At 59.9% G+C, this 13,037-nt stretch carries 9 protein-coding genes; 6 read left to right on the forward strand and 3 right to left on the reverse strand.

Annotation, left to right across the window (positions count from 1 at the left end; translation table 11 throughout):
• Positions 1-231 precede the first annotated feature (231 nt).
• From NC979_RS04250 to NC979_RS04265, 4 genes are all read left to right on the forward strand, one after another.
• Positions 232-1,191 (forward strand): hypothetical protein, encoded by a 960-nt coding sequence (locus NC979_RS04250; RefSeq protein ID WP_347403984.1) that lies wholly within the window; start codon positions 232-234, stop codon positions 1,189-1,191.
• Positions 1,191-4,775 (forward strand): TonB-dependent receptor, encoded by a 3,585-nt coding sequence (locus tag NC979_RS04255; protein WP_190524558.1) that lies wholly within the window; start codon positions 1,191-1,193, stop codon positions 4,773-4,775. The genes NC979_RS04250 and NC979_RS04255 overlap by 1 nt, the downstream gene beginning before the upstream one ends.
• A complete protein-coding gene (locus NC979_RS04260; RefSeq protein WP_190524149.1) occupies positions 4,772-6,850 on the forward strand; it encodes an OmpA family protein in 2,079 nt (692 codons plus the stop codon). Before NC979_RS04255 ends, NC979_RS04260 begins: the two co-directional genes overlap by 4 nt.
• A gap of 97 nt (positions 6,851-6,947) precedes the next feature.
• On the forward strand, positions 6,948-8,537 hold the full coding sequence (locus NC979_RS04265; protein ID WP_190524152.1) for a hypothetical protein: 1,590 nt from the start codon (positions 6,948-6,950) through the stop codon (positions 8,535-8,537).
• A gap of 13 nt (positions 8,538-8,550) precedes the next feature.
• Here NC979_RS04265 and NC979_RS04270 read toward each other — a convergent pair whose 3' ends face one another.
• Positions 8,551-9,066, reverse strand: coding sequence for a pyroglutamyl-peptidase I family protein (locus tag NC979_RS04270; RefSeq protein WP_190524155.1), 516 nt, complete (start codon positions 9,064-9,066; stop codon positions 8,551-8,553).
• Positions 9,067-9,271: 205 nt separating this feature from the next.
• Here NC979_RS04270 and hisH point away from each other — a divergent pair, with 205 nt between their 5' ends.
• Together hisH and rsmD are read left to right on the forward strand one after the other, a co-directional pair.
• Complete coding sequence (gene hisH, locus NC979_RS04275) at positions 9,272-9,916, forward strand: imidazole glycerol phosphate synthase subunit HisH (RefSeq protein WP_190524158.1); 645 nt, start codon at positions 9,272-9,274, stop codon at positions 9,914-9,916.
• A 2-nt stretch (positions 9,917-9,918) separates the two neighbouring features.
• Positions 9,919-10,470 (forward strand): 16S rRNA (guanine(966)-N(2))-methyltransferase RsmD, encoded by a 552-nt coding sequence (gene rsmD, locus NC979_RS04280; RefSeq protein ID WP_190524161.1) that lies wholly within the window; start codon positions 9,919-9,921, stop codon positions 10,468-10,470.
• Positions 10,471-10,749: 279 nt separating this feature from the next.
• Here rsmD and NC979_RS04285 read toward each other — a convergent pair whose 3' ends face one another.
• Positions 10,750-11,280 carry an HPP family protein gene (locus NC979_RS04285; protein ID WP_190524165.1) on the reverse strand — a complete coding sequence of 177 codons (531 nt, stop codon included), beginning with the start codon at positions 11,278-11,280 and terminating at the stop codon, positions 10,750-10,752.
• Positions 11,281-11,575: 295 nt separating this feature from the next.
• A complete protein-coding gene (gene miaB / locus NC979_RS04290) occupies positions 11,576-12,937 on the reverse strand; it encodes a tRNA (N6-isopentenyl adenosine(37)-C2)-methylthiotransferase MiaB (RefSeq protein WP_190524168.1) in 1,362 nt (453 codons plus the stop codon).
• Between the last annotated feature and the right edge of the window lie 100 nt (positions 12,938-13,037).

Raw genomic sequence — 13,037 nt, forward strand, 5'->3', positions numbered from 1 at the left:
CATCAGGGATTGAGCATCGAGCCAAGGCAAATCCGGACCCATTTAAGAATCTTTACAGAAAGTTTGTGGAATTCACGGATGCCCTTGGTATGATTTGTCGAGTTTAGCGGCGGAAGTAAGTCTTTCGACTGTTGACATGGGCCGCTTAACCATCCAGGGGTGATAAGAGGTTTTTCTCGGGGCGACCTAGAGGAATGCCAGTGGTGTGACGAGTAGTCTCAGAGGGGTGGTGTGAGACGTAATCAGCGACGACTGTACCGGGGGCTGCTGTTCTGGCTAGCCCTGGTTTTAAGCTATTTCCTAAGCCATGCGGTGCCACCCTCGACGGTGGCGCAGGCTCAGAGCCAAATTTTTGTCAACCAAGCTTCAGCTCAGTTTGTGGGTCCCAACGGGCCGGCTACTACCGTCTCTAACCAGACAGAGGTCAGCACCCTGACGCCGCCAGGCCCGCCACCAGGCCCGGAGCTACCGCTGCTGCAAATTACTAAAACTGCTGACCGTGCCGCTGCTGAGCCCGGCGACGTGGCGATCTATCGACTGCTGGTTACCAACCTCTCGACGACCCAGCCGGCCACGCCCCTCACCATTACTGACCAGTTGCCCCTAGGCCTGCTCTACGTGCCCAACTCAGTGGAGGCGACTCCGCAGCAGCCAACCCAAGTAGTGGCCACCGACAGCAGCTTAACCCTGACCTTTGCCTCCTTAGGCCCTGGGGAGTCGGTGTCTGTAGCCTATGGAGTCTTGCTGACCCCTGACGCCGTGCGCGGCAACGGGCGGAACATCGCTCAGGCCTCGGCCCCCGGCTTTACACCGGTAACTGCCGCTTACCAGATGACCATTCGTCCCGGCATTCTGGCCGACTGTGGCACCATTCTGGGTCGGGTGTTTGTTGATAAAAACTTCGACGGTCAGCAGCAGCCCGGAGAGGATGGAGTACCCAACGCCGTCATCTTTATGGACGATGGCAACCGCATTTTGACCGACCCTGACGGGTTGTTCTCACTGGCCAACGTGCTGCCGGGCTACCGGGTTGGCACGCTAGATCTCTACAGCCTACCGGGCTACACCTTAGCTCCCAACCTGTACCGCATTGAAGAAAACAGCGCCTCCCGCTTTGTGCGGTTGTCGCCGGGTGGGTTGGGCCGGATGAACTTTGCTGTTACACCAACCTTTGGGGAGGAGCAGTCATGATGCCTCTGTCTTCTCGTTCGCTGGGGTTGGGCCTGTTGACAACTCTGGCTGGCTCATTCGGAATGTTGCTGCCCGGCCATGCCGCCCCTGAAGATCTGAGTACGGCAGCGGATCTGGAACTCTCCGGTGGCCCAAGTGCAGCGGTGCAATCCATCGTTGAACCTACGACCGAATCTGCCGCCGCCATTGAAACGCTAGAGCTACCTCTGCCAGAGTCGCCATCGACGAACTCTGAGGCCGTTGTTGCGACTACAGCTGCACAGCCTTGGGCAGATTCAACGGCGGCGATCGCCGCCGCCACCGTCCTCCCCTCAGGCGATCTGTCTGCTGTGCCTGAGTCCCCCGTGCCTGGAGAGGGTGGGGTGCCCTTAGCTAATCGCAGTGAAAACTCTGAGCTGTTTGAGTTTCAATTTGGCGGCGACCAGCTACCGCTCAACCCGCCCCCCACTCAGCCGCTGCGGCCTGTTGTGCCTCAGCCCGAGGTGGCGGCTTACAGCATTACCGTCGAACCCGAGCGCGACATTCAAATACCCGCTAACGGGCGATCAGCTCTGACTTTAGTAGGCGCTGTCACCGCCGCTGAGGGCGGGCCCCTCGATGACAATGTGGTGGTTACTTTAACCAGTAGCGCCGGCGAATTTGTTGGAGCCGACTACGACAGCGATCGCAGCGGGTTTCAGGTTCTGGCTCGACAGGGTCTGTTTGAGGCACGGCTGCGATCGACCCTCGATGCCCAGTCCGTTACCGTGCAGGCCATGGTCGATTCGCGCACCCTGCGCGAGCTTGACCCCACGCTGCGCCAGGACTACCCCGCCCTAGAGGCCACCACGCAGGTCAGCTTCGTCACCGACCTGCGCCCCACCATTATTTCTGGGGTGGTCGACTTCCGCATCGGCCGGGGCGGCACCAATCTGCTGGGCAGCTTCAGAGACTTTCTCAGTACCGACTCCCTCAACCAAGACGTTGAGGTGAGCTTTACCACTGGGCTGTTTGCGACAGGTGCTCTGGGCGATTGGTCGTTTACCGGGGCTTACAACAACACCCGGGGCCTCAACGATCGCTGCGACGGCAATAGCCTCTACCGCGATGTGCAGGCCTGCGACCAGACCTACCCCGTCTACGGTGACAGCTCCACCACTGACTTTCTCACCGAGTCAATCGATAGCCTGTACCTGCGCTTTCAGCGCGACTCCCTCGCCCCCGACGCTGACCCCGACTACTTCATGTGGGGCGACTACAGCACCCAGGAGTTTGCTGGAGAGTCGCAGCAGTTCACCGCCACCGTGCGCGAGCTGCACGGCTTTAAAGGCAACTACACCTTTGGCAACGGCCTTCAGCTGACCGCCATGTATGGCGACAACGTGCGGCCATTCCAGCGCGACACCATCGCTCCCGACGGTACCAGCGGCTACTACTTCCTGTCGCGGCGACTGGTGCTGCGAGGCAGTGAGAACGTGTTCATCGAGGCCGAGGAATTTAACCGCCCCGGCACGGTGCTGGAGCGTACTCCGCTCTATCGCGGCGTCGACTACGACATCGACTACGATCGCGGCACCCTGCTCTTTCGCCAGCCGGTGCGAGCCGTCGACCTCAACCCCCTAGGCACCACCCTGGTGCGACGTATTGTCGTCACCTACCAGGTTGATGACGCCTCGGTGCGGGGCAGTCTTTATGCGGGGCGCTTGCAGTACCGCCCCCAGGGCGACAGCGGCGGCGTAGTCGGGGCCACACTGCTGACCGAAAACCAGGGAGCCCAAGACTTTACCCTTTACGGCTTTGACTTCCAGTGGCCCCTGGGCGATCTGGGCCAGGTGACAGGCGAATATGCCCGCTCCTCCTTTAATACCGGGGCGACCAACAACCAAGGCAATGCCTATCGCGTTGAGCTGAGCGCCACCCCTTTTGAGGGCATCACCGGCCAAGCCTACTACCGCTCTACCGACAGCGGGTTTAACAACACCGCTACCAGCAGCTTTAGCCCCGGCCAGACCCGCTGGGGTGCTCAGGTACGGGCCCAGGTAGGGGCGCAAACTCAGCTGCGGGCCCTGGTCGATCAAGAACGCAACGTGGGCAACGCCGTAGCCGTGCAAACCACTGCGATCGGGCTGTTTCAGCCCGGCTTCAACCCGGTGCGGGGCGGGGTCATCGACAACACCCTCACCGAAATTCGAGCCGGTGTTGTGCAGCAGATCGGCAGCGCCACTCTGGGAGTAGATTTTGTCAATCGCTCCCGCGAAGACCGCCTGACCAACTTCTCCACCGACGCCAACCAGCTGGTGTCGCGGCTCAACCTGCCGCTGACGGCCACTTTGAGCGCTTTAGCCCAGAGTGAGATCAACCTGAGTGCCGGTGACCCTCTCTACCCGACCCGCAATACCGTTGGTCTAGAGTGGGCCGTGCAGCCCGGCGTCAGCCTGCGGTTGGCTCAGCAGTTTTTGTCGGGGGTGCAGGGGCCGAGTTCGATCACCAGCCTCGACACCATTGTTGACTACCAGCTCGACGACAACACCACCCTGACCAACCGCTACTCGCTGTTGGGGGGCTACAACGGCATTACTGGCCAGGGGGCGGTTGGCTTGAACCACCGGCTGACACTGGCCCCTGGACTGCGGGCCACCTTTGGTTTTGAGCGTATCTTTGGGGATGCCTTCAACCTCACTGGATTGGGCCAGCAGTTTGCCCAACCCTTTGCCGTGGGCCAAGGGGCTTCGGGTCTCGGGCTCCAGGCCTCCACCGTGTACTCAGTCGGGCTGGAGTACACCGACAACCCTGACTGGCAGGCCAGCGGACGCATTGAGTATCGCGATTCGCCGGGTTCGAGCAATCTGGTGCTGGGGGCCGCCGCCGCCGGGCGCATTACCGATGCGCTCACGGGCTTGGCCCGCTTTGAAATGGGCAATTTTGCCAACCAGACGATCACCGATCAGCTGGGGGATTCGAGCACCCTGCGGCTGGGGCTGGCCTACCGCAACCCAGTGAGCGACCAGTTCAACGGCCTGCTGAGCTACGAGTTTCGCAACAACCCCAGCAGCACCCCCAACAGCATCTTGCAGGGCGTCAGCTCAGAGGCCCAAGACCACACCCTATCGCTGGAGGGCATCTACGCCCCCAACTACCGATGGGAGTTTTACGGCAAGTACGGCCTGCGCTACAGCACCGCCAACCTCGCCCAGGACATTGGCTTCTCGAACAGCATTCACCTAGCTCAGGCGCGGGCCACCTATCGCTTTGCCTACCGCTGGGATGTGGGAGCCGAGGTGCGCTGGCTAGGACAGCCGGTGGTCGGCTACAACGAAACCGGCTTTGCCCTGGAGGCGGGCTATTACCTGACTCCAGATGTGCGGCTGGGTCTGGGCTACAGCTTTGGCGGGGCTAGCGACGGCTCCTTTGTGGGCGGCGGTGGCTATCGGTCGGCCAGCGGCCCCTACTTTGGCATTACCGCCAAGGTGAATCAGCTGTTTAACCGCTTTGGGGTGCAGCCGGTGTCGCCCCCTCAGCAGCAAGAGTCTTACGTGGATGAGGCGGCCCTGATCGACAGGCCCGAGGCCGATGCAACGGGCACTGCCCCAGGAGGTGAGGAATGAATCAACGGTGGTGGATCGGATATGGTGCGATCGCTCTGGGCCTGCCAGCTGTGGGCTTGGCGATCGCCCCGGCTTTGGGGCAGTCAACGATAGCGACCTACAGCATGCGGGTAACCAGCGCTGAGGATGGACCGGTGCAGCCCGACCAAGGGCTGACGCTGCGAGAGGCGATCGAGCTGGCCAATGGCACCCTTATCCCTGAGCAACTGAGTGAGGCTGAGCAGGCCTTAGTGCAGCCTTTACCGGTGGGCCAAGGATCGCGCATTGGTTTTGACCTGTCGGCGGGGCAAACCACGATCGCGCTAGTCGATCTACTGCCTGAGATTGTGGCCCCAGAGCTGGTGATCGACGGCACCACTCAGGCAGGCTATGACGCCGAAGCCACCTACGACCCTAAGTTTCCGGCTGCGCCAGTGGTGAGTTTGACGGTGGCAGAGGGCAGCGAGGTGGCTCGCGGCCTGACTATTGCCGCCGATGGGGTGACGGTGCGGGGGTTGAGTTTGTATGGATTTCGCACCAGCGAGCGAGCCACCCAGACCACGCCGCCTTCGGATATTTTTATCAGCGCCCTGGCGCCCCCGGTGGACGCTAGCCCCCTCAGTCCGGCTCTAGAGCTATTTCGTCTCGATCAGCCTGACCTGGCTCCACGCGGGGTAGTGATTGAGCAAAACTGGCTGGGGTTGCCCCCTGATGGGGAGTTCCCCACGGTGCCTTCGGCCTTTGGGGTGACGGTGTTTAATGCCGTGGAGACCACGGTTCGCAACAACCGTATTCAAAACCACGACGGCAGCGCCATCATTACGGGCTTTCGGGCCGATGGCTTGCAGGTGAGCGAGAACGCCATCATCGGCAACGGTCTGGCCGGCATGCCCGACGCCATTCGCTTAGAGGGCACCATCGCCGCCAGCGCTATTACCGACAACTTGATCTGCGCCAACGACGGCAGCGGCATTTATTTGTTTAAGTCGGAGGGGGCCACCCAAATCTCAGGCAACGCCATTCAGTACAACGGGCGGCGGTTTGAGCGGGCGGCGGTGTATCTAATGGGCAGCGACCACCAGCTCAGCGACAACTTTATTGGCTACCAGCCTGGGCCAGGGGTGGCAGTAACGGCCTACCCCCTCAGCCACCGCAACCAAATTCGCGGCAACCGTTACGCGGAGCTAGATGGCCTGGCCATTGACCTCAACACCCAGGGCAACACTGAGGTACAAGACTTTCAGAAGGGGGATGGGCCAAACCCGCCGCGCAACTCGCACCACCGCCGCCGCGAGACCGGCAACGCCGCCATCAACGCCCCTCAATTTGACGCCTACAGCTTTGCCAGCGGCGCAGCGGAGGTCACTCTCACGGGCACCGCCGACCCCGGCAGCGAGGTCGATCTGTACCGCGTGACGGAAGATGGCTTTCCCTACAGTCCGCTGACTGAGCCGTTGGGAACGGTGACCACCAGCCCTGAGGGCACCTTTAGCGCCAGTCTGGCGCTGCCTCCCGGTACGCGGGTGAGCGCGATCGCCACTGACCCCGAGTGGGGCACCTCAGAACCGGCCGCTGTGGCGGCTGTGCTCGCCGCCGACGGTACCCAGCCTGACCTGCCTGCCACCCCAGTAGAGCCGCCTAGCTGTAATCCACCCACACCGCCACCTGCGCCCGTTGAGCCACCGCCGCCGCTGGAACCCTTGCGCCTTGAAATTCCGCGCAACGTTCACTTTGCCCTCGATCGCTCCAACATCAGCGCCGAGAGCGCTGGGGTGCTCGACCAGATTGCCGCTGCCCTGCTGGAATATCCTTTCCTAACGGTGGAACTGCACGGCCACACCGACCCCCGTGCTAGCAATGCCTACAACCTGGCCCTCAGCGAGCGCCGCTCCTTGGCCGCCCGCGAGTACCTCATTCGCAAGGGGGTGCCCCTAGAGCGCATGCGAATTGTGCCCTTTGGTGAAACCCAGCGCCGCAGCCAGGGCAGCGGCCGCGTAGACTATGCCCGCGATCGCCGGGTTGAGTTTATCTTCACCGACGTGCGAGGTCTAGATATCATCTTCCTGAATCAAGAGGCCGACCTCCAGCTTGAGTAGAACCCGAGCCATGGATGACCCGCAATTGCCGTATTCGTCTTTAACCATGTTTGTCATGCCACAGTTTGCTAAGCCCCAGATGCAACCGAGGATCGCTGTGACGCTTTTGCCCTGGGTTGTGCGCTCGGCTGGCTTGATGGCCGGGGTTGCGCTGGTCCTAGCAACTGTGTTTGGAGGGGCCGCCCCGGCCTTTGCTCAGCTTGCTCCTCCAGTTGGGGTTGAGCAGTTGATCATCACTGAGCAGCCTGCTGTGGTCGGTTCCTTCCCCAGCACGCCCTATACCGTGCCTTGTGATCCCAACTCCTTTAATAACTGCAACGTAGCGGGGACCGTTACTAACCTCACCTTTGGGGCTGAGAACAACGTTGTGCTTGATGCTGTGATTGCTGCCGGCACTCGGTTTGAGCCTGCCACAGATTTGCTCCCGCCAGTAGGGTTAGCCCAGCAGATCGTGTTTCGTCGCAATACCAGTGTCGGCCTGCCCAACCGTCAGCTGCTCTTCTTTGAGCAAACGGTTGCTAACGCCAACACGCTAACCTTAGCCCCCGGCGAGGTTGGAGGCATTGAAGAGGCCATGCTGAGCAATATTATCAACCGGGGTATTGACAACGTTTTTAACAATGTGCCGGAGGTTGCTCCTGGGAATAACGGCCAAGAGACCGCCAACAACATCGAGAGAATTGACTACATCATCACGACTCCCGGCATTTTGGTTCCCGTTGCTGACCAAGGAAATGTAGGGTTTTTGATCTTGGAGCGGGGCGGCAACGATGCCTTCAAAATTGCGGCGATCACAGCCTTAGATGGGGCAGGAAATCCAGCGGCCTACGGCCCTTTAATTAATATTCCTACCGCTACCTGGGGTGCCAGTAACGATGTTCAGGTAGCATCGGCTGTAATGCGGTGGGACAATCTAGCCGATCCTACGCCACCGCGGTTTAGGCCGTCTCACCTAGTAGGGTCTCAGCCGGTGCGGGGCATCTTTTTTCCCATCAGTTCTCTAGTGACGGCCCCTGACAATGCAAATCCTATTTTTGGGTATTCGCTATTTGCTGTCGATGTGAATGGGTCAAGCGCACAGCTGGTCAATTTCAATGACACGACTGTTTTTCCTATTAACACCACAGGGGATAATGCGGTCGGCGGTCTCGACCTAATTGCTGGGGGTTTCGGTCTAATTCGGCGAACCGGGTCCTTCGCGCTGGTGAAGCGGGTCACCGATTTGCTGGGGCCAGCCAACCTGCCCGACTTTACCCAGGTTTTGGGCACCGGCAGCACCATCGACCTGCTGCGCAACAACAACCTGGGCCAGGGGCAAATTACCATTGCCGACCCCCCCGTGCAGACTGGTAACGGTATTGAGTACACCATTTATTTAACCAATACCGATACCGTTGGCGTCACCGACGTAGTGGTATGCGACCAGATTCCGGCAGGGACGACTTTTAACCCCGATGGCTATGGGCCGGGCCTGGGCATTGAGGCGATCGCATCCTCTAGCCCGCCGGGGCCAGCAGTCACTTACACCAGCGCTGCCGATGGCGACCCTGGCACCTTCTTTCCGCCGGGGGCAGCCCTGCCTGCGGTCTGTGGTGCTAACCAAAACAACGGCGCTGTGGTGGTAACGGTGGGCCCTGTAAACGCTAACCAGGTTGGGCTCATTCGCTTTCAAACCACCGTGAACTAATCGTCACCTCATCCTACGCAGAACGGCTGGCCAATAGGGTCAGCCGTTTTAGTATGAGGGCTAGGTCGTGGGCAAATATAGGGCGCGTTGCTGGGGTCAGAGGTGGAATGTGGACAAAGAGGGCTTGGACGGGCCAGCGATGCTGGGCGATCACCTCCAGTAGCCGGTAATACAGGTGGTTGCAGACGTAGGTGCCCGCGTCGTCGCTAACACCGCTGAGGTGGGTGTTGGCCAGCAGTGCCGCCAACGGCAGAGAACTCTGTAGCGCTATATCCTTTCCTTTGCCGTAGCGCTCTAAGTGCAGGTGGCTACGACCCTCGGCCATGCCGCAGCACACCACCACCGGCGATCGCAGTTCGACCAGCTTAGCCATCACTCGAATGGGGGCCAGCTCAAAGCTGACCGGGATGTGGCGCAGCACAGTGGTGCCGGGAGGAATCTGCTGCTGCTGTTGCAGATAAGCAACCAGATCGTCGGCGGCGTTGGATGGCTGATGGGCCCGCCAGGGAGCGAAGGTGGTGAGGAGCATGGGAGGGGTGAGGGAGGTGGGGAAGATAAGGGAGTGGCAGAGTAATAAGCTAGTTTTGAATCTTAAGGGTTGAGTTTTGCATGTACAGAAAGCATTCAAACTCAACCCTTAAAACTTTCCTCCACCCCCTACCCATCCACCCTCTACCCATCCCCAGGTAGGATAGAGTCTGTAGAAACCCCGACGCCAGAGCGCAGGAGCATGTATGGCTAATATTGCCGTGATTGACTACGACATGGGCAACCTGCACTCGGCCTGCAAAGGTTTGGCACTGGCGGGGGCAACACCGCAGATCACTGACGTGGTGGCCGATCTAGAGGCCGCCGATGCCCTGGTGCTACCCGGCGATGGGGCCTTTGACCCAGCGATGCGGCACCTGCGCGAGAAGGGACTGGTGGAGCCGATTAAAGCGGCGATCGCAGCGGGCAAACCGTTTCTCGGCATCTGTCTGGGCCTACAGCTGTTGTTTGACGGCAGTGATGAAGGCATAGAGCCAGGGCTGGGCATCATTCCCGGACGCATTAAGAAGTTTCAGAAAGAGCCCGACATTGCGATCCCCCATATGGGCTGGAACCAGCTGACGCTGACGCAGCCCCAGTGCCCGCTGTGGCAAGGGGTGAGCGATGGCGACTGGGTGTACTTTGTGCACTCCTACTATGCTGAGCCGAGCAACCCGGCGGTGAATGCGGCGACAACAACCCACGGCACCCAGACGGTGACAGCGGCGATCGCCCAAGACAACATCCTCGCCATGCAGTATCACCCTGAAAAGTCTGCCCCCGCTGGCCTGGTCATGCTGGCCAACTTCGTTGCCCTGGTAAAAGCTCAAACCCCTATGGCTGTTGCCTAGCCATGCTGCGTATTTACGGCAATCGCGCCCTTAAAACCCTGCCCGGTCTAGACACCCGCCCCACTGCGGCACGGGTGCGCGAGGCACTATTCAACATCTGGCAGGGTCGCATTGCCGACTGCCGCTGGCTTGATCTGTGCACGGGCAGCGGTGCGATGGGGGCCGAGGCACTGTGTCGCGGCGCGGCAGAAGTGGTAGGGATTGAGAAGTCGCCGGATGCCTACACCATTACCCGCGAAAACTGGCAAAAAGTGGCTCAGCCCGACCAAACTTTCAGCCTGTTTCGCGGCGATGTGGTGAAGCAGCTATCACGGCTGCACAGGCAACCCTTCGACTGCATTTACTTCGACCCGCCCTACGACAGCGAGCTGTACCTGCCTGTTCTTGAACGGGTGGCGAGCCTAAGTCTGCTTCAGCCCACGGGCGAGATTGCTGTGGAGCATCGACCCGATGCCTGGGTTCCGATTGCTATTCCTGGGCTAGAGTTGGTGCGGCAAAAGCACTACGGCACAACCCATCTGGCGTTTTATGCCCCTGAGGCACCCACTGCTTAAATTCAGTAGACCCAAACACGCTTTCTTGCAGTAATCTAGCCCTCCCCCTAAATCCCTCTCCCAAGCTGGGAGAGGGACTTTGAAGTCTGGTTCCGGCTTCCCTCACGTCTCTGGGAGAGGGGCCGGGGGTGTCGCTTGCTTCCCACAGGGTGGGCTGCGGGAACTTTCGAACTACTGAAACTACCTCTAATAACATTCAAACGTTTGAACGTTTTCAAGAGAAACGTCTCAACTAGATAACATACAGTGAGCTCTGTCTAGAGCATGGGGATAAATGCTTTACAGCCAATGTTTTGGGTAAGGGCGGCCGGGAATCCAACGGCTAAAGGCCACCGTACAGAGCACTAGCAAGACCGCCCCGGTCAACACGGGGGTAAAGACAAAATCCCAAGAGGCATTGCTCATGACGCCCACTAGGGCGACGGCTCCCCCAGGGGGATGCAGGGTGTGGGTGAGCTGCATCAGCTGAATAGCGGTGGCCACTGCTAGGGCCATCACCCAGGGCGCAGTGCCAAAGAGACTGACGCAGGCGACGCAGACCACCCCTCCGACCACGCATCCGCCAATTACGTTGCGGGGCTGGGCTAGGGGGCTTTCGGGCACGGCAAACACCAGTACCGCTGTAGCCCCAAAGGGAGCGGCAATTAAGGGATAGCCGGTGTAGACCGTGAGGTAGGCCAAAACGGCAATACCCACAAAGCTGCACAGGTAGGAGGTCAAAATTTGCCCGTGAGTGAACCGGGGCTGATGGGACGAGGGGCGCAACAGCCTCAGGGTTCGAGGTGCAGGTCGATAGTTAAGCTGTCTCATGGTGGTGTCCGCTGTTAGCCCTAAACCGCCTAAATGCTCAACGCAGTCGATAAGCAAAAATACTCTGGAAGTATTTTGTCATATTTTGCTGACATGGTCACAGAAATGTAGCTAAAGGCACAGAAATTAGAGGCTTTTGGGCGAGCTGCATTGGGCGATCGCGTCTTCTATGCCTGCAATCTCAATAATCGGGCTAGAGCAGCGATCGCACGACAATGCCGCGCAGCAGCACTAGCCCCTGCGCTCAGCGAATTATGGTGTTCTCAATTGCTCTCAGACAAACCCTCGAAGGTGGTTAGCCCGCGATCGCAGCCACCCGCAACGGTTCTCCCGTCAGGCTAAAGGGGCGCACCTCGGTGATCTTGACTGGCACAAGTTCGCCCTTCAGCAGTGCAATATCGCCGGGGAAAAAGGCGAGGCGGTTGCCGCGAGTGCGACCCATCACCTGGGTAGGGTTCTTAGGATTGGCGGCTTCGACTAGCACTTCTTCAATACGGCCCGCGTAGCGCTGCGATCGCTCCGCCGCCTTCGTATTCACTAGGTGATTTAACCGCTGGAGGCGATCGGCCTTCACCTCTTCAGAGAGCTGGTTTTCCCACAGGGCGGCGGGGGTGCCGGGGCGGGGAGAATAGGCCGCTGTGTTGAGCTGGTCAAAGGCGATGTCGTTGACTAAATCCATGGTGCGCTGAAACTGTTCTTCGGTTTCGCCGGGAAAGCCGACGATCGCATCGGCACTAAGGGCGGCGTCGGGCAGGTAGCGACGCACGGTGTCAATGATGCGGCGATATTTTTCGTGGGTATAGCCTCGCGCCATCGCCTTCAGCACGTCGTTGTCGCCTGACTGAAAGGGAATATGGAAGTGCTCGCACACCTTGGGCAGCTCAGCGCAGGCGCGAATTAGTCGCTCGGTAAAGTAGCGGGGGTGGCTGGTGGCAAAGCGAATGCGCTCAATGCCGGGCACATCGTGGACGAAATACAGCAGGTCGGTGAAGGTGTGCTGGTGCCGCCCGTCGGCGGTAGAGCCGGGCAGGTCGCGGCCGTAGGCATCAATGTTTTGCCCTAGCAGAGTCACTTCTTTAAAGCCCTGGCGGCCTAGTTCCTCCATCTCGGCGCGGATGGCCTCTGGCGTGCGCGACTGCTCGATGCCGCGTACCCCCGGCACGACGCAGTAGGTGCAGCGCTCGTTGCAGCCGTAGATTACATTCACCCAAGCAGTGATGGTGCTGTCGCGCCGGGGCTTGGTAATGTCTTCCATGATGTCCACCTCTTCGGTGGCAACGACCTGGTTGCCGTCGAACACCTGCTCTAGCAGGTCTTGCAGACGGTTGGCGTGCTGTGGCCCCATCACCAGGTCGAGTTCGGGCACCCGGCGCAGCAGGGCTTCGCCTTCTTGCTGGGCGACGCACCCGGCCACAATTAACGTCAGGTCGGGGTTTTCGTGCTTGCGTCTGGCCTGGCGACCCAGGTAGGAGTAAACTTTTTGCTCGGCGTTGTCGCGAATGGTGCAGGTGTTGTAGAGCACCACGTCGGCGTCGTAGGGGTCGTCGGTCCAGGTGAGGCCCATGGTGTCGAGAATGCCAGCCATACGCTCGGAGTCGGCCTTGTTCATCTGGCAGCCGAAGGTGGTGATGTGATATTGACGAGCAGAACCGGCCATAGGTTTAGGCTTTGGGAGTAGCAACAACGCAGTTTCCCATTTTAGCGCTATGGCTCTGCATCCTTTCGCCTGTGAGAGCGATCTGAGGTTAATAAGGGCA

This window comes from Leptolyngbya subtilissima AS-A7, assembly GCF_039962255.1.
In the GTDB taxonomy this organism is placed as follows: domain Bacteria; phylum Cyanobacteriota; class Cyanobacteriia; order Phormidesmidales; family Phormidesmidaceae; genus Nodosilinea.